The 23546-nt window shown below is 65.5% G+C and carries 20 protein-coding genes; 9 read left to right on the forward strand and 11 right to left on the reverse strand.

Features of this window, described 5'->3' with window-relative positions; translation table 11 throughout:
• The first annotated feature begins 1 nt into the window (after nucleotide 1).
• The gene (gene rpmG, locus TK49_RS15520; protein ID WP_003262397.1) at nucleotides 2–172 is read left to right on the forward strand and encodes a 50S ribosomal protein L33; all 171 of its coding nucleotides are present in this window, start codon (nucleotides 2–4) and stop codon (nucleotides 170–172) included.
• A gap of 188 nt (nucleotides 173–360) precedes the next feature.
• A complete protein-coding gene (gene nadB, locus TK49_RS15525; RefSeq protein ID WP_045787505.1) occupies nucleotides 361–1962 on the forward strand; it encodes an L-aspartate oxidase in 1602 nt (533 codons plus the stop codon).
• 3 nt (nucleotides 1963–1965) lie between these two features.
• Here the strand turns inward: nadB and nadC are convergent, their stop codons facing one another.
• The 7 genes from nadC to purN form a co-directional block, all read right to left on the reverse strand.
• Nucleotides 1966–2853, reverse strand: a complete 888-nt coding sequence (gene nadC, locus TK49_RS15530; RefSeq protein ID WP_045787506.1) for a carboxylating nicotinate-nucleotide diphosphorylase — start codon at nucleotides 2851–2853, stop codon at nucleotides 1966–1968.
• Complete coding sequence (gene nadA, locus TK49_RS15535; protein ID WP_045787507.1) at nucleotides 2850–3998, reverse strand: quinolinate synthase NadA; 1149 nt, start codon at nucleotides 3996–3998, stop codon at nucleotides 2850–2852. The genes nadC and nadA overlap by 4 nt, the downstream gene beginning before the upstream one ends.
• Before the next feature lie 184 nt (nucleotides 3999–4182).
• Complete coding sequence (locus TK49_RS15540; protein ID WP_045787508.1) at nucleotides 4183–5373, reverse strand: DesA family fatty acid desaturase; 1191 nt, start codon at nucleotides 5371–5373, stop codon at nucleotides 4183–4185.
• A 385-nt stretch (nucleotides 5374–5758) separates the two neighbouring features.
• Nucleotides 5759–7096 (reverse strand): mechanosensitive ion channel family protein, encoded by a 1338-nt coding sequence (locus TK49_RS15545; protein WP_045787509.1) that lies wholly within the window; start codon nucleotides 7094–7096, stop codon nucleotides 5759–5761.
• A gap of 12 nt (nucleotides 7097–7108) precedes the next feature.
• On the reverse strand, nucleotides 7109–7678 hold the full coding sequence (locus TK49_RS15550; protein ID WP_045787510.1) for a phospholipase D family nuclease: 570 nt from the start codon (nucleotides 7676–7678) through the stop codon (nucleotides 7109–7111).
• Nucleotides 7675–9057 (reverse strand): RsmB/NOP family class I SAM-dependent RNA methyltransferase, encoded by a 1383-nt coding sequence (locus tag TK49_RS15555; protein WP_045787511.1) that lies wholly within the window; start codon nucleotides 9055–9057, stop codon nucleotides 7675–7677. The genes TK49_RS15550 and TK49_RS15555 overlap by 4 nt, the downstream gene beginning before the upstream one ends.
• Entirely contained in the window at nucleotides 9054–9704 is a 651-nt protein-coding gene (purN, locus tag TK49_RS15560; RefSeq protein ID WP_045787512.1) for a phosphoribosylglycinamide formyltransferase, read from the reverse strand. Before purN ends, TK49_RS15555 begins: the two co-directional genes overlap by 4 nt.
• 407 nt (nucleotides 9705–10111) lie before the next feature.
• On the opposite strand from purN, the gene TK49_RS15565 reads away from it, so the two are divergent.
• The gene (locus TK49_RS15565; protein WP_045787513.1) at nucleotides 10112–10774 is read left to right on the forward strand and encodes a response regulator transcription factor; all 663 of its coding nucleotides are present in this window, start codon (nucleotides 10112–10114) and stop codon (nucleotides 10772–10774) included.
• 43 nt (nucleotides 10775–10817) lie between these two features.
• Here TK49_RS15565 and TK49_RS15570 read toward each other — a convergent pair whose 3' ends face one another.
• The gene (locus TK49_RS15570) at nucleotides 10818–12650 is read right to left on the reverse strand and encodes an ATP-binding response regulator (protein ID WP_045787514.1); all 1833 of its coding nucleotides are present in this window, start codon (nucleotides 12648–12650) and stop codon (nucleotides 10818–10820) included.
• Between the two features lie 232 nt (nucleotides 12651–12882).
• Here TK49_RS15570 and TK49_RS15575 point away from each other — a divergent pair, with 232 nt between their 5' ends.
• The 3 genes from TK49_RS15575 to lspA all read left to right on the forward strand — a co-directional run bounded on the left by TK49_RS15575 (nucleotide 12883) and on the right by lspA (nucleotide 17382).
• Nucleotides 12883–13881 (forward strand): bifunctional riboflavin kinase/FAD synthetase, encoded by a 999-nt coding sequence (locus tag TK49_RS15575; RefSeq protein ID WP_045787515.1) that lies wholly within the window; start codon nucleotides 12883–12885, stop codon nucleotides 13879–13881.
• Between the two features lie 103 nt (nucleotides 13882–13984).
• The gene (ileS, locus tag TK49_RS15580; RefSeq protein WP_045787516.1) at nucleotides 13985–16864 is read left to right on the forward strand and encodes an isoleucine--tRNA ligase; all 2880 of its coding nucleotides are present in this window, start codon (nucleotides 13985–13987) and stop codon (nucleotides 16862–16864) included.
• Nucleotides 16864–17382 (forward strand): signal peptidase II, encoded by a 519-nt coding sequence (gene lspA / locus TK49_RS15585; protein ID WP_045787517.1) that lies wholly within the window; start codon nucleotides 16864–16866, stop codon nucleotides 17380–17382. The genes ileS and lspA overlap by 1 nt, the downstream gene beginning before the upstream one ends.
• A 27-nt stretch (nucleotides 17383–17409) precedes the next feature.
• Here lspA and TK49_RS15590 read toward each other — a convergent pair whose 3' ends face one another.
• The gene (locus tag TK49_RS15590; protein WP_045787927.1) at nucleotides 17410–17982 is read right to left on the reverse strand and encodes a YdcF family protein; all 573 of its coding nucleotides are present in this window, start codon (nucleotides 17980–17982) and stop codon (nucleotides 17410–17412) included.
• Between the two features lie 149 nt (nucleotides 17983–18131).
• Between TK49_RS15590 and coaBC the strand changes: the two genes are divergently transcribed.
• From coaBC to dut, 3 genes are read left to right on the forward strand one after another with little or no spacing between them, the layout of a single operon-like run.
• On the forward strand, nucleotides 18132–19337 hold the full coding sequence (gene coaBC, locus TK49_RS15595) for a bifunctional phosphopantothenoylcysteine decarboxylase/phosphopantothenate--cysteine ligase CoaBC (RefSeq protein ID WP_045787518.1): 1206 nt from the start codon (nucleotides 18132–18134) through the stop codon (nucleotides 19335–19337).
• Nucleotides 19334–20380, forward strand: a complete 1047-nt coding sequence (locus TK49_RS15600) for an LLM class flavin-dependent oxidoreductase (protein WP_045787519.1) — start codon at nucleotides 19334–19336, stop codon at nucleotides 20378–20380. Before coaBC ends, TK49_RS15600 begins: the two co-directional genes overlap by 4 nt.
• Nucleotides 20377–20823 carry a dUTP diphosphatase gene (gene dut, locus TK49_RS15605; protein WP_045787520.1) on the forward strand — a complete coding sequence of 149 codons (447 nt, stop codon included), beginning with the start codon at nucleotides 20377–20379 and terminating at the stop codon, nucleotides 20821–20823. The genes TK49_RS15600 and dut overlap by 4 nt, the downstream gene beginning before the upstream one ends.
• Before the next feature lie 70 nt (nucleotides 20824–20893).
• Here the strand turns inward: dut and clpA are convergent, their stop codons facing one another.
• Complete coding sequence (gene clpA, locus TK49_RS15610) at nucleotides 20894–23182, reverse strand: ATP-dependent Clp protease ATP-binding subunit ClpA (RefSeq protein ID WP_045787521.1); 2289 nt, start codon at nucleotides 23180–23182, stop codon at nucleotides 20894–20896.
• Entirely contained in the window at nucleotides 23179–23505 is a 327-nt protein-coding gene (gene clpS / locus TK49_RS15615) for an ATP-dependent Clp protease adapter ClpS (RefSeq protein ID WP_003261876.1), read from the reverse strand. Before clpS ends, clpA begins: the two co-directional genes overlap by 4 nt.
• Nucleotides 23506–23546 lie beyond the last annotated feature (41 nt).

The following is a 23546-nucleotide window of genomic DNA, read 5'->3' on the forward strand; positions in this document are numbered from 1 at the left end:
CATGGCCAGCAAAGGCGGACGCGACAAGATCAAGCTGGAATCGACCGCAGGTACGGGTCATTTCTACACGACCACCAAGAACAAGCGCACCAAGCCGGAAAAGATGGAGATCATGAAGTTCGATCCCGTCGCCCGCAAGCACGTCGCTTACAAGGAAACCAAGATCAAGTAATCCGCCACGGATTGCGCATCTGGCTTCCGCCCGTCCGGCACCATGCGGACCGGCACCGAAAACCCGCCTCATGGCGGGTTTTTTGTTGCGCGCCGCACGGTCAAACCGCGGTGTACACTGCTTCTCTTTCCGATTGACACGCGACTGCGCTACGCCCAGCCGCGTCTGCCCAGCCTCCCGCGTCTTCCATGAATTTCGATGTTGCCGTCGTCGGCAGTGGCCTGGCGGGCCTGACCGTCGCCCTGCACCTCGCCGATCACCGCCGCGTGGTCGTCATCAGCAAACGCAGCCTGCCGGAAGGCGCGAGCGATTGGGCACAGGGCGGCATTGCCGCCGTGCTCGACTCCGGCGACAGCCATGACGAGCACGTCGACGACACACTCATCGCAGGCGCAGGCCTGTGCGATGAGGCGGCCACGCGCTACATCGTCGAAAACGGACGCGAGGCCATCGAATGGCTGATCGGCCACGGCGTGCCCTTTACGCGCGACGAACAGGCCGAGCTCGGCTTCCACCTGACGCGCGAAGGCGGCCACCGCCACCGCCGGATCATCCACGCCGCCGACGCGACCGGCCATGCCGTGGTGACGACGCTGGTGGAAAAGGTGCGCAATCACCCGAACATCACGCTGCTGGAAGACCATTTCGCGATCGACCTCATTACCGATGCGAAGCTCGGCCTGCCTGGCATGCGCTGCCATGGCCTGTATGTGCTGGATGTGGCTTCGGGCCACATCAAGACGCTCACCGCCAATCACACGGTGATGGCCACGGGCGGCGCGGGCAAGGTGTACCTGTATACGACGAATCCGGACACGGCCAGCGGCGATGGCATTGCCATGGCATGGCGCGCGGGCTGCCGCGTGGCCAACATGGAGTTCATCCAGTTCCACCCGACCTGCCTGTACCATCCGTTCGCCAAGTCCTTCCTGATCACGGAAGCGGTGCGCGGCGAAGGCGGCAAGCTGATCTTGCCCGATGGCACCCGCTTCATGCCCGCGCATGACGAACGCGCCGAACTCGCCCCGCGCGACATCGTCGCCCGCGCCATCGACTTCGAGATGAAGAAGCGCGGCCTGGACTGCGTCTATCTCGATATCAGCCACCAGAGCCCGGCCTTCCTCAAAGAGCATTTCCCGACAATCCTGGCGCGCTGCCTGGAGCTGGGCATCGACATCACCCGAGAGCCGATCCCGGTCGTGCCGGCGGCGCACTACACGTGCGGCGGCGTGGTGACGGATCACCTCGGCCGCACCGACATCGCCGGCCTGTACGCCGTGGGGGAGACGGCCTACACCGGCCTGCACGGGGCCAACCGGCTGGCCAGCAATTCGCTGCTGGAATGCATGGTCATCGGACGCGGCGCGGCGGAAGACATCCTTGCGCAGCCGCAATCGCACCCGACGTCGGTGCAGATTCCGGCTTGGGATGAAAGCCGCGTGACCGATGCCGACGAGGAAGTCGTCGTCTCGCACAACTGGGACGAACTGCGCCGCATGATGTGGAACTACGTCGGCATCGTCCGCACGAACAAGCGGCTGGAACGCGCGCAGCATCGCATTGCACTGCTGCGCGAAGAGATCACCGAGTACTACGCGAACTTCCGCGTGAGTCACGACCTGCTGGAACTGCGCAACCTCGTTGAAGTGGCCTCGCTCATCGTCGACAGCGCGCTGTCACGGCACGAGAGCCGTGGCCTGCATTTCTCGCGCGACTATCCCGAGACGCTGCCCAAGGCGCTGCCGACGGTCATGCAGCCGACGCATCGGCAGATCGCGCGCAAACGCTGAGGCCTATTCGACGATCCGCAGGGAATAGTCGGTGGCGCGCACGTCTTTCGTGAGCGCACCGACGGAGATGCGGTCCACGCCCGTTTCGGCAAACGCGCGGATCGTCTCGATGTTCACGCCGCCGGACACTTCCAGCAGCGCCCGCCCCGCCGTCAGGCGCACCGCCTCCCGCATCGCGGGCGTATCGAAGTTGTCGAGCAGCACGGACGTGGCGCCGGCTGCCAGCGCTTCTTCCAGCTGCGCGAGCGTTTCCACTTCCACCTGGATCGATACCCCGGCATTCAGCGCCTGGGCAGCACGCAAGGCCGCCGTCACACCACCGGCTGCAGCGATGTGGTTTTCCTTGATGAGGATGCCGTCGTACAGCGCGAGGCGCTGGTTCTCGCCGCCGCCAATGCGCACGGCATACTTCTGCGCAAGCCGCAGGCCGGGCAATGTCTTGCGCGTGTCCAGCACGCGCGCACGCGTACCGGCAATGGCTTGTGCGTAGCGCGACGTTGCGGTCGCCACACCGGAAAGCAGTTGCAGGAAATTCAGCGACGGACGCTCCGCCGTCAGCAACGAACGCGCAGGGCCTTCGATTTCGCACACCACGGAATCGGGCGCCATGCCATCGCCTTCGTGCTGGCGCCATGTCACACGCAGCGCCGGGTCGACGGCGTGCATGCACGCGTCGAACCAGGGCGTGCCGCACAGCACGGCGTACTCGCGCACAATCACGCGCGCGCGCGCATGCCTGTCTGCGGGGACGAGCAAGCCCGTGCGGTCGCCCGTGCCGACATCCTCCGCAATCGCTGCAGCCACGTTGGCAGCCAGCGCCTCGCGCAGTGCCGCGCCGAAGCTGTCGAAAATCGCCTGCGCGGTGCTGCCGTTCATCTGGGTCGCCGTCATGCCGGGCCAATTCCTTGGAAGAGTTGTGCATTGGCCGCCAGATCGCCGTGCGGCCGGACGGCGGCTTTCTCGCGTGCGGCAAAGTCGAGCATGCGGTCGATGCAGACCACGGCCTGCCGGGCTGTCGCCGGGTCGACGTGGATTTCGTTGCGGCCGGTCTCCAGCACCTCGGCCAGGTTCGTGAGCGCGTTCATCGCCATCCACGGGCAGTGCGCGCAGCTCTTGCAGGTGGCGGCATTGCCGGCGGTCGGCGCTTCGATGAAGCGCTTGCCGGGCGCGGCCATGCGCATCTTGTGCAGGATGCCGTTGTCCGTCGCGACGATGAACTCGTTGGCCGACAGCGACTGCGCAGCCGCAATCAATTGCGACGTCGAGCCCACCACATCGGCCTGCGCCACCACGGATTCGGGCGATTCCGGGTGCACGAGGATCTTCGCGTTCGGGTGTTCGGCACGCAGCAGGTCCAGTTCCACGCCCTTGAACTCGTCGTGGACGAGGCACGAGCCCTGCCACATCAGCATGTCGGCGCCGGTCTGCTTCTGGATGTAGCTGCCGAGATGCCGGTCCGGGGCCCACAGGATCTTGTTGCCCTGCGCGTGCAGATGCTGCACGATCTTCAGCCCGATGGACGAAGTGACCATCCAGTCGGCTCGCGCCTTCACGGCCGCGCTGGTATTCGCATAGACGACGACGGTGCGATCCGGATGCGCGTCGCAGAATGCGGCAAATTCGTCCGGCGGACAGCCCAGGTCCAGTGAACACGTGGCGTCCAGGTCGGGCATCAGCACGGTCTTCTCGGGGCTCAGTATCTTGGCCGTCTCGCCCATGAAGCGCACGCCTGCGACCACCAGCGTCTTGGCGGAATGGTCGCGGCCGAAACGCGCCATCTCCAACGAGTCGGACACGCAGCCGCCGGTCTCTTCGGCGAGGTCCTGCAGGTCGGCGTCGACGTAGTAATGCGCGACGAGTACCGCCTCGCGCTCCTTGAGCAGCCGCTTGATGCGGGCCTTCAGCCCATCGCGCTCCTCGCGCGACAGCGCCGGCGGCACTTTCGCCCATGCGTGGGCGACACAGCTCGCGCCGGATTGCGTCTCGGCCAGCATGTCCGGGCGCTCGAATTCAACCGTCTTGATGTGGGTTTCCATGGTGGTCTCCGCGTCCGTTCCTGCCGTTAAGGCGTCAGAAAGGTGGCGTGGCAATGAAACGGACGGCGTGTGAGGAGGACTCGCGCCGCGATGCTTTGCCGCAGCTTAAGAATGTGAATTGGGGCAGTTTACCCAAAAGAAAAGCCCCGCTGCGGAGCGGGGCTTCACCTATGAAACAGAAAAGTCAGGCGTAGCGGCGCAGGCGCACAGCGAATTCCTGGAGCGCGTGGATGCCGCTTTCCTCGGCGCGCTTGCACCAGTCCTGCAGTTGATGCAGCAGCTGCTCGCGCGTAGCGTTCGAACGGCTCCACAGCGCGCCCAGTTCGCGGCGCATCTCCACGAACGTGTGCAGCGACGAATGGTCCGAGACGATCTGCGAAAGCTGCTCGCGTTGCGGCGGGCCGAGCTTGGTCTCGTCGCGGTGGAACCACTTGCGGGCCGGCTTCAGCGCACGGTATTCGACATCGCGCGACGCCTTGAGCTTGGCCAGCTCCTGGCGATAGGCCGCCTTGACGGTCTTGGCGTAGCGCGCCATCACGTCATAACGGTTGGCGATGATGGCTTCCAGTGTGTTCTGGTCGACCGGTTTGACGTCGCCAAAACGTGCCTTGGGCGCCACCTTCTTGACCTTGGCCAACCCAACCATTTCCAGCGCACGGATGTAGCCCCAGCCGATGTCGAACTCGTACCACTTGACCGAGAACTTGGCCGACGTGGCGTACGTATGGTGGTTGTTGTGCAGCTCTTCGCCGCCAATGATGATGCCCCACGGCGACACGTTGGTCGAAGCGTCTTCGCACTCGAAGTTGCGATAGCCCCAGTAGTGGCCCAGGCCGTTGATGATGCCGGCAGCGTGGATGGGAATCCACAGCATCTGCACGGCCCACACCGTCAGGCCGATCGCGCCGAACATCACGACGTCGAGGATCAGCATCAGGCCGACACCCTGCCACGTGAACTTCGAATACACGTTGCGCTCGATCCAGTCGTCGGGCGTGCCGTGGCCGAACTTCTGGATCGTTTCCTTGTTCTTGGCCTCGGCCCGGTAGAGTTCGGCGCCCTCGAGCAGCACCTTGCGGATGCCTCGTGTTTGCGGGCTGTGCGGATCGTCTTCCGTTTCGCACTTGGCGTGGTGCTTGCGGTGAATGGCCGTCCACTCCTTGGTGACCATGCCGGTGGTCAGCCAGAGCCAGAACCGGAAGAAATGTCCAGCGATGGGATGCACGTCCAGCGCCCGGTGCGCCTGGCAGCGGTGCAGGAAAATCGTCACGCTCGCGATGGTGATGTGCGTCACCACCAGCGTAAAAATCAGGATTTGCCACCAGGCCCAGTCCAGGGTGCCGTTGGCAAGGAAATTCAGAAGAGAGTCGATCAAAGTGTTCTCCGTGGTCAACTCGGGTGATTGAAGCAGCCTGGGTCGATAGCGCCATTGCTGCCTCGTCAGGCCATCCGCTGTCGCACGGTGGCGACAGTGGGGTCGTGTTGGCGGAGATTCGGGTGTTGGCACCCGGCTTGCGCGTCACATCGGCGAACTCTCCGGCTGCCGGTCATATGACCTCCGCCCCTGCGCAATGCAAGGCTTTCGCGGCAATGCGTCGCAAACTTCAGGCCATTGCGACGGCCGCCTGATCCTTCGGGGGAACATCCGGCATTTTAACCGAAGACCCCCTCTACTCCATGGGGGAAAACCGTGAGTTTGACCCTGAGCAAGGGCGCACCGTTCCGCACCGGGATGTGTTAAAGCCGGGCACCCAGGCGCCTCATGCATCACCCGCCGATAAGCTATCCCCAGCCACGGGCCCCAGCACGCGCACTTCCCGCTGCGGGTATGGAATGTCGATCCCCGCCTCTTTGAAGCGCCGATAGATCGCCCGATTCAGATCGGACTGCACACCGAGCTTGCCGTTGTGCGGATCGTTGATCCACACGCCCAGTTCGTACTCGATGCCGCTGTCGCCGAACAGCGCGAGGAACGCGGCGGGCGCCGGATCTGCGAGTACGCGAGGAATGCCCTCGGCGCACTGGACCAGCAAGGCCAGCACGGTCTCGGGGTCTGCCGCATACGAGGCCTGCACCCGCACCGCCACACGGACGGTGCCGCGCTCGTTATGGTTCTGCACGGCCTGCGCGACCATCAACTCATTCGGCACGAGTGTGTCGCCGTCGCCGTTGCGCACGACGGTGTAGCGCGTGCGGATCTGCGTGACGATGCCGGTGTAGCTGCTGACCGTGATCTGGTCGCCCAGCTTGAGCGAGCGCTCAAGCAGGATGATGAAGCCCGACACATAGTTGCTCGCGATCTTCTGCAGGCCCAGGCCCAGCCCCACACCCAGCGCGCCGCCAAACACCGACAGCACCGTCAGGTCGATGCCGACCAGCGACAGGCTCAGCAGCAGCGACACCAGGAGCAACATCGCCTTGGTCACGCGCGACAGCACCACCTTGAGGTTGGCGTCGAGCGCCGTGGCGCGGGTGATGCGGCTGTCAAGCCAGGAGCCGAACCACATCGCCACGAGCACCGTGACGAGAATCCACACGACGCCCATGAGCAAGGCGGCGAGGCTGACCTTCTGCTTGCCGCCCAGCGCAAAGCGGATGCCCTCGAGGAAATCGACCACGTCGCCCAGCACACCGAGCACGTAGAGCACCATGCCGATCCACATGAGCGTTGTGAGCACGCGCTCGGCCAGCACGAGCATGCCGTGCAGCTCGCCGTTGGCCGACAACACGCGGCGCAGCACATAGAAGCCCAGGTAGAGCACCGCCAGCCCGAAGAGCGGCACCGCCGCGAGCCGGAATACGCTGATCGGCATGGTGCCGACCAGCGCGTAACGGGCCCCGAGCACCAGCAGCCAGCCGATCAGCGGGAACATCGCCCGCTCCAGGCTCGACCACGCAAAGCGCAGCGCGAAGGTCTCGTTCACGTGGCGCGCATGCAGGCGCCGCGCGATCGAGCGGGCCATGAGCCACGCCGCGCCGAGCAGCAGCACGAGCACGCCCAGCTGCCAGATAAAGCGCGGGCCGCCCAGGTCGGCGACGATGTCGTCGATCATGTGGCCCAGCGCGAGGTGGCTCAGGTTCTGTGGCAATCCGTTCATTCGGCCGACACGTTATTGCGTTCGATAAGGCAGGGCGTCGCCCGCGTGCTTCTGCCAGTTGGCGGCATAGCGCTGGGCGAGATCGGCGTCGCCGCGCACGATCAGGACGTTCTCGGCATTGCCGCGCTGCGCCGTCTGCGTGAAGTTGAAGCTGCCCGTCACGAGCACCGGGCGGGCGCCGCGCGGGTCGATCACGATGACCTTGTTGTGCGCGTTCTTGTAGCGCACTTCCAGCCACACGGGAATGCCGGCATTGGCGATTTCCGGCACGCGGCTGCCGTTGGCGCGCATCATCTGTTCGCGGTCGGCCAGCACCCGCACATCGACGCCGCGCTGATGCGCCGCCAGCAGCGCGCGCACGATCGCCTTGTTTGACAGCAGGTAGGCCTGCACCAGCACCTGCTCGCGCGCCTGGTCGATGGCGTCCGCGAGCAGGCCCTCGATATCGTCATCGGGCGTGAAGGCGGCCTGCACCGTACCTTTGGCCGGCAGAACCGGTGGTGTGCTGCGGGCCTGGGCGAGGCCGGTGCCACTGAATGCAAGCGCAGCGGCCAGCAGCAGACCGACTTGGCGTGCGGTCATGCGCGGCGCTCCAGTACGGCCGCGAAGAAGCCGTCGGTCTGGTGCACGTGCGGATACAGCTCCAGGTAAGGGCCCATCTCGAGCGCGATCTTCTGGGCCGCCAGCACCTCGCCGGCAGGCACGAGCACGAAGTCTTCATGCGCGGCCAGGAACTGCTCGACCACCTGCTGGTTCTCGCGCGCCAGCACGCTGCACGTTGCGTAGACGAGGCGGCCGCCCGGCTTGAGGAGCCGCGCCGCGGAGTCCAGAATCGACCGCTGCTTGGCTGACATCTCTTCCACGGCCCGCGCGGATTGCCGCCATTTCAGGTCCGGATTGCGGCGCAGCGTGCCGAGCCCGCTGCACGGTGCGTCGACCAGCACGCGGTCGATCTTGCCCGCCAGGCGCTTGACCTTGGCGTCGTGCTCGCTGTCGATCCGGCTCGGATGCACATTGGACAAGCCGCTGCGTGCCAGACGCGGGCCCAGGTTCGACAGGCGCTTCTCCGATACGTCAAATGCGTACAGCCGCCCCGTCGAGCGCATCGCCGCACCGATCGCCAGCGTCTTGCCGCCCGCGCCCGCGCAGAAATCGACCACCATCTCGCCGCGCTTGGGCGCCAGGAGCTGGCACAGCAGCTGGCTGCCTTCGTCCTGCACTTCGACGGTGCCGTTGGTGAAGATCTCGAGCTTGTTCAGCGCCGGCTTGCCCGCCAGGCGAATGCCCACCGGCGACAGCGGTGCCGCGGCGCCCTCGATGCCGGCTTCGGCCAGCGTCGCCAGCACCGTGTCTCGATCGCCCTTGAGCGTGTTGACGCGCAGGTCCAATGGCGCGGGATTGAGCCACGCCTCGGCAAGGGCCTCGGTAAATTCCGCACCGTGCTGCGCAACCAGGGCGTCAAAGAGCCAGTCGGGCAGGTTGGCTCGCACACGGGGCGCCAGCGCAGCGCGGTCGCGCAGTTGCCAGCGGTCGAGCCACTCGGCTTCCGCGGGATTCAGGAACGGCGCGATCGCTTCACGTCCTGCGGTCTGCACGAGGCCGAGCAGCGCGAGGCGGCGGCGCGCCGGCCCCGAACCGCTTTCGGCAAACTGGCCAAATTCGTTCTTTCGGCGCAGCACGGCAAAGGCCGCCTCGGCGACGATGCCGCGCTCGCGGTGGCCGAGTTCGTGGTGCTCACGGAAGTACTGGCTGACCACCATGTCGGCCGGTGCAGCAAAGTGCAGCAGGCGGGCGAGCACCTTGTCCAGGTGCTCAAGATGGCTGCCGTGCACGCCCGTGCGCGGGCGCGGCGTACGTTGGGCCGGCTTGCCTTGCGGTGCCCGGTACCAGCCACCGCCCCCCGAACCCGAACGCTTGCTACCCGACCCCCCATTGCGCGGCCGCTGGCGATCCTGGCTCATGCAGCCTCCCGGGCATCGGCCCCGATCACGAGTTGTGGAGCGTCCGGCGAAACACGCACCACGCCGTTCTGCACACTCAGCCGGTCTTCGACAAACCAGCGCACGGCGCGCGGATAGATCACGTGCTCCTGCGTGAGCAGCCGCGCGGCGAGCGACTGCGGCGTGTCGTCCTGGCGCACGTCGATGATGGCCTGCAGCACGATCGGACCGTGATCCAGATCCGCGGTCACGAAATGGACGGTCGCGCCATGCACCTTCACGCCCATGGCCAGCGCCGCCTCATGCGTATGCAGACCAGGGAAGCACGGCAGCAGCGACGGATGGATGTTCAGCATGCGTCCGGCGTAATGCTTCACGAAGCCGGGCGTGAGAATGCGCATGAAGCCCGCCAGCACGACCAGATCAGGCGAGTAGCCGTCGATGGCCTGCGCCAGCGCAGCATCGAAGTGCTCGCGGTCGGCAAACGTCTTGTGATCGACCACCGCCGTGGCGATGCCGTGCGACGCGGCAAATTTAAGTCCGGCCGCATCAGGCCGATTAGAAATGACGGCGGCAATGCGCGCCTGCCAGCCTTCTGCCTGGCAAGCCCGCACGATGGCTTCCATATTGGAGCCCCGCCCGGAAATGAGAATGACGATGTTTTTCATCGCGGCATTTTATCAAGTGCGCCGCAGTTCCCCGGAGAAAATCCGGTGTGGCGCTTGGCAAGCCCGCGTCACGCGGCTTTCCGGCGTACCGTGGCATTTTGCCGACGGCGCGTAGCAAAAAGCTCGCCGCATCCCAAAAATGGAGGGTGCAACCGTTGGCGTGCGATGGCGCGCTCTGATAATCTCAACACCATAATTGCCCGCACACCCGGGGGGGTCCGGTGTGCCGTCAGCGACGACTGGAAGTCCCTTGCGGCGTTCCGGCATCTTCGCTGCAACACTGCGCGGGCAATAACCGTGAAAGCCGATCGGCCGTGGGCGACCCAGCCCGGCCCGCCGGCCACCGCCCGCGCCGGGTCGGCACGCGTACAACAACAAGAGGGCCTTGCCCTCACCGGGGAATAAGAATGACGAGCTCGCTGCGTAGCCTGCTGGTGGTCGACGACCACCCCCTCGCCTTGTCTGGCACGACCACGTTTCTCGCGCACGCCTTGCCTGAAGTCCAGGTGCACGCAGCAATCGGCCGCCGCCAGGCGCTGGCGCTGGTGGACGAAGGCGTCCGGCCCGACGTGGTGCTGCTCGACGTCTGGCTCTCCGACTGCACCGGCTTCGACGCCATGCGCGAGCTGCGCGGCAAGCTGCCCGAAGCGCGCTTTGCCTTCATGTCGGCTGAGAACACGCCGGAGATCGTCGCCAAGGCACAGGCGCTGGGCGCCATCGGCTTCATCGGCAAGCACGCCGATGCCCATGCGTTTTCGAAGGCCGTGGCCGGCATCTTCAGCGGCGATGCGTCGTTCCCGTCGGAAGACGACATGGGCGGCAGCAACAAAGGAGGCGCCTCCCACGGCATCCCGATCACGCCGGCAGAACTCGGCCTGACGCCGCGCCAGGGTTCTGTGCTCGCGCTGTTGCTTGAAGGACTGCCCAATAAATCGATCGCCCGCCAGCTGGGCCTGACGGAGAACACCGTCAAGGAACACGTCTCGGCGATCCTGCAGCGGCTGGGCGTGCGCACGCGCATCCAGATCATCTCGCGCATGGAGCGCTTCCGCCTGACGGGCGCGGCCTGATTTGCGCGGCGCCGCATCCGACGGCGCCGGCTTTCCGCGTTGCTCAGTACGCGACCTGTGGCTCGGCCGCACGGCCCCGCAGCCAGCGCTTGAGCAGTACGCGCAGCATGTTCGGATCCATCGGCTTGGCCAGCAGCAGGTAGCCGGCCTCTTCCGCACGCGCCAGCGCGGCGGAGTTGCGGTCGCCAGTCAGCAGCACGGCGTGGGCGTCGGGATGGCTGACCTGCCAGCGTTCGAGCAGTTGCAGGCCGTCTTCCTCTCCGGGCAGGCGCAGGTCGCAGAAGATGATCTGCGGGCGAATGCCGCGCGCGAGCAGTTGGTCCGCGGCACGGCCATCGGCGGCGCTGTGCACCTCCACGCCCCACGCCTCGAGCAGTGCGTGCCAGGCCTTGCGGATCTGCGGATCATCGTCCACCACCAGCACCACGCCCGAGAAACGCGGCTGGTCCAGCACCGCACGCTTCTGCTCCGCCCGCGGCTGGGCGGCCAGCGGCGCCTTCACCTCGGCCGGCACGGGCCGCAGCGCCATCCAGAACATCGAGCCCCGGCCCGGCACCGAACGCACGCCGAACGTACCGCGCAGCAGGCGCACGCATTCCTTGTAGATCGCCAGCCCCAAGCCGAGACCCTGGCTTGGGTCGCGCTCGGGGTTTTCGACCTGGTAGTAGGTCGAGAAGATTTCTTTCTGGTGCTCCGGCGCCACGCCGATGCCGGTATCCCACACCTCGATGCGCAGATGCTTCTGGCGCACGCGCAACGCCACCATCACGCCGCCGCGCTCGGTATAGCGCAGCGCATTCTGCAGCAGGTTGAACAGCGCCCGGCGCAGCAGCACCGGCTCGGCCATGCCGAATACCGGCAGCGGCGGAATGCGCTGCGTGAGCGTCAGACCCTTGGCGCGCGCATCCGGCATGAACTGCTGGACCACCTCGGTGATGACCTCGCCCAGATCCACCGGCTCCAGCGTCGGTGAGGTCTTGCGGCTCTCGAGCTTGGACAGGTCGAGCAGCGAGCGGAACAGCAGATCGATCGTCGCCGCGCCCGAGGCAAGCTGCTCCACCAGCGGCGCCAGCGATTCGGACTGGTTGCGCGCCCGCAACGCCTCCACCAGCAGCACGAGCGCATGCACGGGCTGCCGCAGATCGTGGCTGGCCGCGGCCAGGAAGCGCGACTTTTCCTCCGACGCCGACAGCGCGCGCTGCTTTTCGTCCTGGTAGCGGCGCGCCAGCTGGCGGCTTTCGTTCTCGAGCTGGATTTCACGCACGAGCGTGTTGTGGATGTTCACCGCATGGCGCGTCAGCAGGGCCGCAAAGAAGAGCAGCACCCCGCGCAGGTACAGCCCGTGGCCCGGAAACGCCTGCTCCGCCAGCACGAAGTGCGGCGCCAGGATGCCCGTGCCGAGGATCAGCAGGCTCGACGGCACCGGCGCCTGCGACAGCACCGCGGCCGCCGCCACGCCGATGATCACGATCATCAGCAGGCTGCTGAACTCCAGCGACGGCGACATCAGGTACAACCCGGCCGAGCAGCCCCATGCCACGCCACCCACCGCCGACATGACGTGCATGCCCGTCCACCACTTGCGGGTGTGCGCAGCCAGCGTCATGCGGGGGAGGTCGTAGCGGTATCCGAAATAGAAGCGCAGGCCCGACGCCGTCAGGCACAGCATGATCAGGCACCAGCCCAGCAGCGCCGGGCGATTGGGCGCATCCCAGAATGCCGCCACTGTCAGCGCAGGCAGCACGACCGAGGCGGCAATCCCCATGGGCGCCCCCCGATGCACGGCGGCGAGCAGCTTGGCTCGGGCATCCAGTTCGAGCGGCGCACGGCTGGCCAGCCCGAACTTGGCGAAGAAAAGGCGCAACGAGGCGTTCAAGGGAATGCGGGGAAGAAGAAGCCGGATCTCAGCGGATATCGGATTGTGCCGCAAGCCCGCAACGGGCGGGCGCACCGTTCGGAGGATTGTGCAACAGCCCGACACCTGGCTCGCGGCGCGCCGGGGACGCGGCAATCCCTTATATAATGTGCGTTTTGCTGGATTTTTGCGCAGTGCCGCGGCAATCCAATCCGAAACGCTGCCCTTTCTTCCTCCATCACCGACGCCTCTCGTGAAAGTCTTTCGCGGCCTGCCCAATGCCGAAAGTCGCGCGCCGTGCGCGCTGACCATCGGCAACTTTGACGGCGTGCACCGCGGGCACCAGTCTCTGCTGGCCCGGGCGCGCGCGGCGGCTGACGCACGCGGGCTGCCGCTCACGGTGATGACGTTCGAGCCGCATCCGCGCGAATTCTTCATGCCGGATCGCGCGCCCACCCGCATTGCCCTGCTGCGCGACAAGCTCGAAAGCCTGCGGCGCCAGGGCGTCGACCGCGTGGTCGTGGAGCACTTCAACGCGCATTTCGCCGGCCAGACGCCGGACGAGTTCGTGCGCAACGTGCTCGTCGACGGGCTGCATGCGCGCTGGCTGCTGGTGGGCGATGACTTCCGCTTTGGCGCCAAGCGCGCCGGAGACTTCACCTACCTGCAGGCCGCCGGCGCGCAGTTCGGATTTGAAGTCGAGCAGATGGGCTCGGTGTCGGAGTCCGGCATTCGCATCTCCAGCTCGGCGGTGCGCGAGGCGCTGGCCGCGGGCGACCTCGAACATGCCCGCCGCCTGCTCGGTCACGGTTATGCCATCAGCGGGCACGTGGTGCACGGGCAAAAGCTCGGGCGCTCGCTCGGCTTCCCGACGCTGAATCTGCGCATTTCGCATCGCAAGCCCGCAGTGGCCGGCATCTTTGTCGTGCAGGTGCACGGGCTGGCCGAAAAGCCGCTGCCGGCCGTCGCCAGCATTGGAGTGCGCCCGACGGTGGACGATTCCGGCCGCGTGCTGCTGGAAGTGCACGTCTTTGATTACAACGCCAGCGTCTACGGCAAGCTGGTCCGCGTGGAATTCATGAAGAAGCTGCGCGACGAGGCTCGCTACGATTCGCTCGATGCGCTCAAGGACGCCATCGCGCAGGACTGTGTTCACGCGCGGCAGTTCTTCGGCCTGCCCGTTCCACCGGCCGGCGAGTCGCCAACGCTTCGGCGCGACTTCGCGACCTCCGCCACCGACCGAATTCAGTAGGCGGCTGACGCACCCGCCGCCCGAAAGCCACACCACGCACGCGCCTGCTCTGACCGGCGCGCTGCATCGATCCGATTTGCCCGAATCTGCCTCACATCACACCATGTCTGACGCCAAGAAGCCCACGCCGGAGAAAAGCAAGTACCCGGTCAACCTGCTGGACACCCCCTTCCCCATGCGCGGCGATCTGCCCAAGCGCGAGCCGCAATGGGTCAAGCAGTGGCAGGACAAGCAGCTCTACAAGAAGATCCGCGCCGCGCGTAAAGGCGCGAAGAAGTTCATCCTTCACGATGGCCCGCCGTATGCCAACGGCGACCTGCACATCGGCCACGCGGTCAACAAGATCCTCAAGGACATGGTGATCAAGTCGCGCGGCTTGACCGGCCTGGATGCCGTGTACGTGCCGGGGTGGGATTGCCACGGCATGCCGATCGAGATCCAGATCGAAAAGCAGTTCGGCAAGGGCCTGCCCGTCAAGGAAGTGCAGGAGAAGGCGCGCGCCTACGCCACCGGCCAGATCGCGCGCCAGAAGGCCGACTTTGAGCGCCTGGGCGTGCTGGGCGACTGGGCGGACCCATACCTCACCATGAACTTCCGCAACGAAGCCGACGAGCTTCGCGCGCTGGGCAAGATTCTCGAAAAGGGCTACGTCTTCCGCGGCCTGAAGCCGGTCAACTGGTGCTTCGACTGCGGCTCGGCATTGGCTGAGGCAGAAGTCGAATATGCGGATCGCACCGACCTGTCGATCGACGTCGGCTTCCCGTTCGCCGACATCGACGCGCTGGCGAGCGCCTTCCACGTCGGCGCCGATGTGCTCAAGGCCAAGCCGGGCTGGATCGTGATCTGGACGACGACGCCGTGGACGATCCCGTCCAACCAGGCGCTGAACCTGCACCCGGAAATCGAATACGCGCTGGTCGACACGCCGCGCGGGCTGCTGATCGTCGCGAAGGAGCGCGTCGAGGCCTGCCTGCAAAGCTGGAAGCTCGAAGGCACCGTGCTGGCCACGTGCGAAGGTGCCGCGCTCTCGGGCGTGCGTTTCCACCATCCGCTCGCGAAGATGGATGCGGGCTACGACCGCACCTCGCCCGTCTACCTGGGCGACTACGTGACCATCGACACCGGCACCGGCATCGTCCACTCCGCGCCCGCCTATGGCGTGGAAGACTTCCAGTCGTGCAAGGCGCACGGCATGCGCGACGCGGACATCATCAACCCGGTGATGGGCAACGGCGTCTACGCATCGACGCTGCCGCTGTTCGGCGGCCAGATGATCTGGGATGCCAACCCCAAGATCGTCGAGGTGCTGCGCGAATCGGGCAACCTGTTCGACGCGCACAAGTACAACCACAGCTACATGCACTGCTGGCGCCACAAGACGCCGATCATCTATCGCGCCACGTCGCAGTGGTTTGCGGGGATGGACGTGCAGCCCAACGACGGCAACGCCACGCTGCGCGAAACGGCGCTCGCCGGCATCGATGCCACCGCGTTCTACCCGTCGTGGGGCAAGCAGCGCCTGCACAACATGATCGCCAACCGCCCGGACTGGACGCTGTCGCGCCAGCGCCAATGGGGCGTGCCGATGGCGTTCTTCGTGCACAAGGAAACCGGCGCGCTGCACCCGCGCACGCCTGAGCTGCTGGAGCAGGTCGCGCAGCGCATCGAACAAAACGGCATCGAAGCCTGGCAGACGCTCGACCCGCGCGAGCTGCTCGGCGACGAGGCTGACATGTACGAGAAGAATCGCGACACGCTCGACGTGTGGTTCGACTCGGGCACGACGCACTGGCACGTCATCCGCGGCTCGCATGCGGCGGATCTGTACGACGCTTCGGCCGAGCTGCCGGACGGCCGCCTGGCCGATCTGTACCTGGAAGGCTCCGACCAGCACCGCGGCTGGTTCCACTCGTCGCTGCTGACGGCTTCGATGCTGTACGGCAAGCCGCCGTACAAGGGCCTGCTCACGCACGGCTTCACGGTGGACGGCGAAGGCCGGAAGATGTCGAAGTCGATCGGCAACACGATCGCACCGCAGGAAATCGCCAACAAGATGGGCGCGGAGATCATCCGCCTGTGGGTCGCCTCGACGGATTATTCGGGCGAACTCGCCATCTCTGACGAGATCCTGAAGCGCGTGGTCGAAAGCTATCGCCGCATCCGCAACACGCTGCGCTTCCTGCTCGCCAACCTGACCGACTACGATCACGCCAAACACGCGTTGCCGACCGAGCAATGGCTCGAAATCGACCGCTATGCCGTAGCGCTGACGGATGCGTTGCAGAAGGAAGTCCTGTCGCACTACGACGTGTATGAATTCCACCCGGTGGTCGCCAAGCTCCAGACGTTCTGCTCGGAAGACCTGGGCGGCTTCTACCTCGACGTGCTGAAGGACCGCCTGTACACCACGGCACCCGATTCCGTGGCGCGCCGCTCGGCACAGAACGCGCTGTATCACATCACCCAGGCCATGCTGCACTGGATGGCGCCGTTCCTGTCGTTCACGGCCGAAGAGGCATGGCAGGTCTTCGCACACGGCACCGAGCACACCGACACCATCTTCACCAGCACCTACTACGACGCCCCGGTGCCGCAAGGCGCCAGCGCGCTGCTGGAGAAGTGGGCCGCCATCCGCAACGTGCGCGGCGAAGTGACCAAGCAGCTCGAAGCGCTGCGCATCGACGGCAAGATCGGCGCGTCGCTGCAGGCGGAAGTGACGGTCGCTGCCGGTGACACCGTGTACGACGCCCTGGCGAGCCTCGGCGACGACCTGCGCTTCGTGCTCATCACGTCGGCGGCCAAACTCGAACGCGCGCCCGAGGGCGGCGATCTGCTCATCACCGTGGCACCTTCGACGCATGCCAAGTGCGAACGCTGCTGGCACTACCGCGCCGACGTCGGCCACGACCACGCCCACCCGACGCTGTGCAAGCGCTGCACTGACAACCTGTTTGGCGCCGGTGAACAACGGAGCGCTGCCTGATGGCCACTCGCAACAACGGCAAGAGCAAGGCGGTTTCGCGTTCAGGCGGCGGTCATGGTCTGGGCCCCTGGCTGGGCCTGGCCGTGATCTGGATCCTGCTGGACCAGCTGACCAAGATCGCGATCCTGAAGACGTTCACGTACGGACAATCGCGCCCGATCACGGGTTTCTTCAACCTGGTGCTGGCCTACAACAAGGGGGCGGCGTTCTCGTTCCTGGCGGCGGCTGGGGGCTGGCAACGCTGGTTCTTCACAGGCCTGGGAATCGCGGCGGCGCTGTTCATCGTGTGGCTGCTCAAGCGGCACAGCGCGCAGAAGCTGTTCTGCTTTGCGCTCGCGCTCATCCTGGGTGGGGCGCTTGGCAACGTGATCGACCGCGTCGTCTACGGCCACGTGGTGGACTTCCTCGACTTTCACCTCAACACCTACCACTGGCCCGCATTCAATGTGGCGGACTGCGGGATCACGATCGGCGCCGTGCTGTTGATCGTTGACGAACTGCGGCGCGTGCGGCGCTGAACGCCGACGCAGTGGCGTGGTAGTGAATCAGTATCGAATCGCGTACCACGCCCGTTTGATGTACTCGGCCAAGATGGTTCCGCTCTCGTAAATCGGCAACGACTTGGTGAGCGTGTCCCCGGCGAATACGCCGTGCACGCCCCATGCCACATCAGGCCACACCTGGCGGAATACGTCCCGCGCCCGGCCTGTGTGGTACCAACTAGTGACCAGCACCGCGCGGCCGACATGCTGACCGGTCAACGCCCGGTGCGTCATCTGCGCGTTTTCCATCGTGCTACCCGATTCACACTCGTAGCCGATGCGGTCAGCCGGTATGCCGGCCATCACCAGCCGGCGCACGATCAGCAGGCAATCTCCCTCCCCGCTCACGAACACGCGCGGCGCCACACCCGCGTGATACAGCTCCGCCGCACCGATCACGCGCTGACCCGATTCCCCGCCGAGGACAACGATCACGTCTGCCCTCGCAGGCACGGACTCCTCGCGCAACCACGCTTTGGCTTCGCGCACGAGCACCGCGCCCGTCACCAGGGCGACAAGGGACAATGCGCCGACTACCGCCAGGACATTGCAGACTGCCGAACGAGCGAAAACCATATCGGGAATGAGCATTTGAGGAAAAATCCGGGCGCCGGACGGGCTTCGGGCCAAGCCGGTATCATCGCCACACTGACGGGCGGGCCGATCCGGCTCCGGGTTGTATCCTGCCCAAGCACATTGCGTCAATCGGACCCCAGCGGACAGTTATGGAACTGCAAGGCAAACATTTCGTGCTCGGCCTGACCGGCGGCATCGCGTGCTACAAGTCGGCCGAGCTCGTGCGGCTGCTGACCAAGGCCGGTGCGACCGTGCAGGTGGTGATGACCGACGCCGCCACGCACTTCATCACGCCGGTGACGATGCAGGCGCTTTCCGGACGCCCCGTCTTCACGTCGGAGTGGGACAACCGCATCGGCAACAACATGCCGCATATCGATCTCTCGCGCGAAGCGGACGCAATCGTCATCGCCCCAGCATCGACGGACTTCCTCGCCAAGCTTGCGCACGGCATGGCCGACGATCTGCTCTCCACGCTATGCATCGCGCGCGACTGCCCGCTGCTCGTGGCCCCCGCCATGAACCGGCAGATGTGGGCCGCGCCCGCTACTCAGCGCAACGCCGCGCAGCTGCGCGCGGATGACGTCACGCTGCTCGGCCCCGATGCCGGCGACCAAGCCTGCGGCGAAGTCGGCGACGGCCGCATGCTCGAGCCGGAAGACATCGTCGAGCAACTCATCGGCTTCTTCCAGCCCAAGCTGCTGCGCGGCCACCGCGTGCTGTTGACAGCCGGCCCGACCTTCGAGCCGATCGACCCGGTGCGCGGCATCACGAATCTGTCGAGCGGCAAGATGGGCTTTGCGCTGGCGCGGGCTGCATCGCAGGCCGGTGCGACGGTCACGCTCGTCGCTGGGCCGTGCCATCAGGACACGCCTGCAGGCGTATTGCGCATCGATGTGCAGACTGCCCAGCAGATGCACGATGCCGTCATGCGCGAGCTGGACACCACGAAGAACGACATCTTCATCGCCGTTGCCGCCGTGGCGGATTGGCGTGTGGCGCAAGCCGCTGAGCAGAAGCTCAAGAAGCAGAGCGATTCCGACGTACCGACACTGACGTTCACGCAAAACCCGGACATCCTGGCCGCCGTGGCACGCCGTGCGAATGCGCCCTTCTGCGTCGGCTTTGCAGCAGAAACCGAACGCCTGGAAGAGTTCGGCGAGGCCAAGCGCCAGAAAAAAGGCATCCCGTTGCTGGTCGGCAATCTCGGCCATCAGACCTTCGGCCGCGACGACAATGAAGTCGCGCTCTTCGATGCAAAGGGCATCACGCGCCTGCCGCGTGCCGACAAGCTGACGCTGGCACGCCAGATCGTCGCCGCCATCGCCGACCGCGTGCACGGAGCACGGTCATGAGCGCCGCGCCGATCCGTCTATCGGTCCTGGACCAAAGCCCCGTCATCTATGGCCACAGCGCACGCGATGCCATTGCCGCGACGGTCGACCTGGCGCAACTGACGGATTCGCTCGGCTACACGCGCTACTGGTGCGCCGAACACCACGGCCTGCGCGGCGTCAGCAACCCCGCGCCCGAAGTGATGATCGCCCGCGTGGCGAGCGCCACGAAGCACCTGCGCGTGGGCTCCGGCGGCGTGATGCTGCCGTACTACAGCCCGTTCAAGCTGGCCGAGCAGTTCCGCTTGCTGGAAGCGCTGTTCCCGAACCGTATCGACCTGGGTGTCGGCCGCGCACCCGGCGGCGACATGCGTACCGCGCAGGCCGTGGCCATGGGCGACTACAACCGCGGCGACATCTTCCCGCAGCAGGTGCAGGAACTGATCTGGCACCTGACGGGCACGCTGCCACCGGATCACCCCGCTTACGGCGTCATCCTGCAGCCCGAGATCGACACCCAACCCGAACTGTGGGTGCTCGGCTCCAGCGATTTTGGTGGCGCGTTGGCCGCGCGCCTCGGTATCCGTTTCGCGTTTGCGCATTTCATCAATCCGCACGTCGGGCACATCGTCGCGCAGCAGTACCGTACCGATTTCGAACCCGGCTACGACGCACGGCCGTACAGCGCTGCCGCCGTCTTCGTGATCGCGGCGGACACTGAAGCCGAGGCGCGCCGCTACGAAGCTGCGATTGATTTGCGCCGCGTGCAGATGGCGATTGGCGTGAATGGCCCGGTCCCGACTGTCGAGCAAGCCGAAGCGCACGTCTACACCGAGCGCGACCAGGCCATCGTCATGCGGGAGCGGCCGCGCAGCATCATCGGCACACCGGAATCCGTGGCCGAGCAGATGCTTGCGCTCAAGAGCCGCTTTGTCGCCGACGAACTGATCGTGCTGACCGTCGCGCCCAGCTACAAGGCGCGCCTGCGCTCGTACGAGCTGCTGGCCGAGGCGTTTGCGCTACCATCTCCGGCTTCTGCAACCTCCTCGGCCTGCCCCGCATGAAACTCGACGTCAAGATTCTCGACGCCCGCCTGCACGAACAGCTCCCGCGGTACGCCACCACCGGCAGCGCCGGGCTGGACCTGCGAGCCTGCATCGACGCCCCGCTCACCATCGAGCCCGGCACCACGCACCTGATTCCGACCGGCATGGCGATCCACCTGGCCGACCCCGGTTATGCCGCGCTGATCCTGCCGCGCTCGGGCATGGGCCACAAGCACGGCATCGTGCTGGGCAACCTGGTCGGCCTGATCGATTCGGATTACCAGGGCCAACTGATGGTGAGCACGTGGAACCGTGGCAGCACGGCGTTCGTGCTCAATCCGATGGAGCGCTTGGCACAACTGGTGATCGTGCCGGTGGTGCAAGCCGAGTTGAACATCGTCGATGACTTTGCAGAAAGCGAGCGCGGTGCCGGTGGATTCGGCAGCACGGGACGCCACTGAGTGCATCGTCCGCACATAGAAAAACGGCCCGGAGTTTTTCCGGGCCGTTTTCTTTGGAGCGTCTGACGGGTCAGGCTTCCGCTTCTTCCTGGGCAGGTGCGGGCGGTGCTTCGTTCTCGGAGAATTCCAGCTTCACCGCATCCGCATCGTCCAGATCCACGACCACCTTTCCGCCGTTCACCAGCTTGCCGAACAGCAGTTCGTCGGCCAGCGCCTTGCGGATCATGTCCTGGATCAGGCGCTGCATCGGGCGCGCACCCATCAGTGGGTCGAAACCCTTCTTCGCCAGGAAGCGACGGAGCTTCTCGGTGAAGATGGCATCCACCTTTTTCTCGTGCAGTTGCTCTTCCAGCTGCATGAGGAACTTGTCGACCACACGCATGATGATTTCCTCATCGAGCGAGCGGAAGCTGATGGTTGCGTCCAGACGGTTGCGGAACTCCGGCGTGAACATGCGCTTGATGTCGGCCATCTCGTCGCCCTGTTCGCGCGCCGTGGTGAAACCGATCGTTGCCTTGTTCATCGTCTCGGCGCCCGCATTGGTCGTCATGATGATGATGACGTTGCGGAAGTCCGCCTTGCGGCCGTTGTTGTCCGTCAACGCGCCGTGGTCCATCACCTGCAGCAGGATGTTGAAGATGTCCGGGTGCGCCTTCTCGATCTCGTCCAGCAGCAGCACGCAGTGCGGCTTCTTGGTCACGGCTTCCGTCAGCAGACCGCCTTGGTCGAAGCCCACGTAGCCCGGAGGCGCGCCAATCAGCCGGCTCACCGCATGGCGCTCCATGTACTCCGACATGTCGAAGCGGATCAGCTCGATGCCGAGGATGAACGCGAGCTGCTTGGCGACTTCCGTCTTGCCCACGCCCGTCGGGCCGCTGAACAGGAACGAGCCGATCGGCTTGTCCGTCTTGCCCAGGCCGGCACGCGACATCTTGATGGCCGAAGCCAGCGCGTCGATGGCCGGATCCTGCCCGAACACGACCGACTTCAGGTCACGCTCCAGCGTCTGGAGCTTGCTGCGATCGTCCTGCGACACGCTTTGCGGCGGGACGCGCGCGATGCGCGACACGATGTCTTCGATCTCGCTCTTGCCGATGGTCTTCTTCTGCTTCGACTTCGGCAGGATGCGTTGCGCCGCACCCGCTTCGTCGATCACATCGATCGCCTTGTCCGGCAAATGACGGTCGGTGATGAAGCGCGCCGACAGCTCAGCCGCCGCAGTCAACGCCGACGACGCGTACTTCACGCCATGGTGTTCTTCGAAGCGCGACTTCAGGCCGCGCAGAATCTGCACGGTCTGATCCACCGACGGCTCCACCACGTCGATCTTCTGGAAGCGGCGCGACAGCGCTGCGTCCTTCTCGAAGATGCCCCGGTATTCCGTGAACGTCGTCGCACCGATGCACTTGAGCGCGCCCGACGACAGCGCCGGCTTGAGCAGGTTGCTGGCATCCAGCGTGCCGCCCGATGCAGCGCCCGCGCCGATCAGCGTATGGATTTCGTCGATGAACAGGATCGCGTTCGGGTTGTCCTTGAGCGACTTCAGCACGCCCTTCAGGCGCTGCTCAAAGTCGCCGCGGTATTTGGTGCCGGCGAGCAGGGCGCCCATGTCGAGCGAGTAGACGACGGACTTCGCGAGGATGTCCGGCACTTCGCCCTTGGTGATGCGCCATGCCAGGCCCTCAGCGATGGCCGTCTTGCCGACGCCGGCCTCGCCGACCAGCAGCGGGTTGTTCTTGCGGCGGCGGCACAGCACCTGCACCACGCGCTCGACTTCCTGCTCGCGGCCGATCAGCGGATCGATCTTGCCGGCCTTGGCCAGCGCGTTCAGGTTCTGGGTGAACTGCTCGAGCGGGCTTTCCTTGCCGTCGCCGCCTTCGCCTTCGGGGTTGCCCTCACCTTGCTTGGCGGGCTCCGCCTGGTCCTTGCGGATGCCGTGGCTGATGAAGTTGACGACATCCAGGCGGGTCACGCCCTGTTGCTGCAGGTAGTACACCGCGTGCGAATCCTTCTCGCCAAAGATGGCCACCAGCACATTCGCGCCCGTGACTTCCTTCTTGCCGTTGGAGGTCGACTGCACGTGCATGATGGCGCGCTGGATCACGCGCTGAAAGCCGAGCGTCGGCTGCGTGTCCACCTCGTCGGTGCCGGGCACGACGGGCGTGTTGTCAGCGATGAAGTTCTTCAGGTGCGTGCGGAGATCTTCGATGTTGGCGGCGCAGGCGCGCAGCACCTCCGCGGCCGTCGGATTGTCCAGCAGCGCAAGCAGCAGGTGCTCCACCGTAATGAATTCGTGGCGAGCCTGACGGGCTTCGACAAACGCCATGTGCAGGCTGACTTCCAGTTCTTGCGCGATCATGCTTCCTCCATCACGCACTGCAGCGGGTGCCCCGCCTGCCGTGCATGGGTTGATACCAATTCCACTTTCGTCGCGGCGATATCCCGAGTGTAGATACCGCACACGCCCTTACCTTCCCGATGCACAGTCAGCATGATCTGTGTGGCAGTCTCCCGGTCTTTGCTGAAATATTGCTGAAGGATCATCACGACGAATTCCATCGGGGTGTAGTCGTCGTTGAGCAGCAGCACCTTGTACATCGCGGGCGGTTTGAGCGCTTGCTCTTTCCGCTCCAGGACGGTGCCTGCATCGTGTTGTGGAGTGGTCGCTTGCCGGATTGCCATGGTCTTATTCTAACCACTCCTTTCGACTTCGCAATTTGGGG

Source organism: Ralstonia mannitolilytica, assembly GCF_000954135.1.
GTDB classification, from domain to species: domain Bacteria; phylum Pseudomonadota; class Gammaproteobacteria; order Burkholderiales; family Burkholderiaceae; genus Ralstonia; species Ralstonia mannitolilytica.

Coding starts and splice junctions, on each gene's coding strand:
- nadC (WP_045787506.1), bottom strand. CDS start 2,853: ATGACGGCGACCCAGATGAACGGCAGCACCGCGCAGGCGATTTTCGAC.
- lspA (WP_045787517.1), top strand. CDS start 16,864: ATGGCCACTCGCAACAACGGCAAGAGCAAGGCGGTTTCGCGTTCAGGC.
- ileS (WP_045787516.1), top strand. CDS start 13,985: ATGTCTGACGCCAAGAAGCCCACGCCGGAGAAAAGCAAGTACCCGGTC.
- nadA (WP_045787507.1), bottom strand. CDS start 3,998: ATGGAAACCCACATCAAGACGGTTGAATTCGAGCGCCCGGACATGCTG.
- TK49_RS15555 (WP_045787511.1), bottom strand. CDS start 9,057: ATGAGCCAGGATCGCCAGCGGCCGCGCAATGGGGGGTCGGGTAGCAAG.
- nadB (WP_045787505.1), top strand. CDS start 361: ATGAATTTCGATGTTGCCGTCGTCGGCAGTGGCCTGGCGGGCCTGACC.
- clpS (WP_003261876.1), bottom strand. CDS start 23,505: ATGGCAATCCGGCAAGCGACCACTCCACAACACGATGCAGGCACCGTC.
- TK49_RS15550 (WP_045787510.1), bottom strand. CDS start 7,678: ATGACCGCACGCCAAGTCGGTCTGCTGCTGGCCGCTGCGCTTGCATTC.
- dut (WP_045787520.1), top strand. CDS start 20,377: ATGAAACTCGACGTCAAGATTCTCGACGCCCGCCTGCACGAACAGCTC.
- TK49_RS15565 (WP_045787513.1), top strand. CDS start 10,112: ATGACGAGCTCGCTGCGTAGCCTGCTGGTGGTCGACGACCACCCCCTC.
- TK49_RS15600 (WP_045787519.1), top strand. CDS start 19,334: ATGAGCGCCGCGCCGATCCGTCTATCGGTCCTGGACCAAAGCCCCGTC.
- purN (WP_045787512.1), bottom strand. CDS start 9,704: ATGAAAAACATCGTCATTCTCATTTCCGGGCGGGGCTCCAATATGGAA.
- rpmG (WP_003262397.1), top strand. CDS start 2: ATGGCCAGCAAAGGCGGACGCGACAAGATCAAGCTGGAATCGACCGCA.
- TK49_RS15590 (WP_045787927.1), bottom strand. CDS start 17,982: ATGGTTTTCGCTCGTTCGGCAGTCTGCAATGTCCTGGCGGTAGTCGGC.
- coaBC (WP_045787518.1), top strand. CDS start 18,132: ATGGAACTGCAAGGCAAACATTTCGTGCTCGGCCTGACCGGCGGCATC.
- clpA (WP_045787521.1), bottom strand. CDS start 23,182: ATGATCGCGCAAGAACTGGAAGTCAGCCTGCACATGGCGTTTGTCGAA.
- TK49_RS15545 (WP_045787509.1), bottom strand. CDS start 7,096: ATGAACGGATTGCCACAGAACCTGAGCCACCTCGCGCTGGGCCACATG.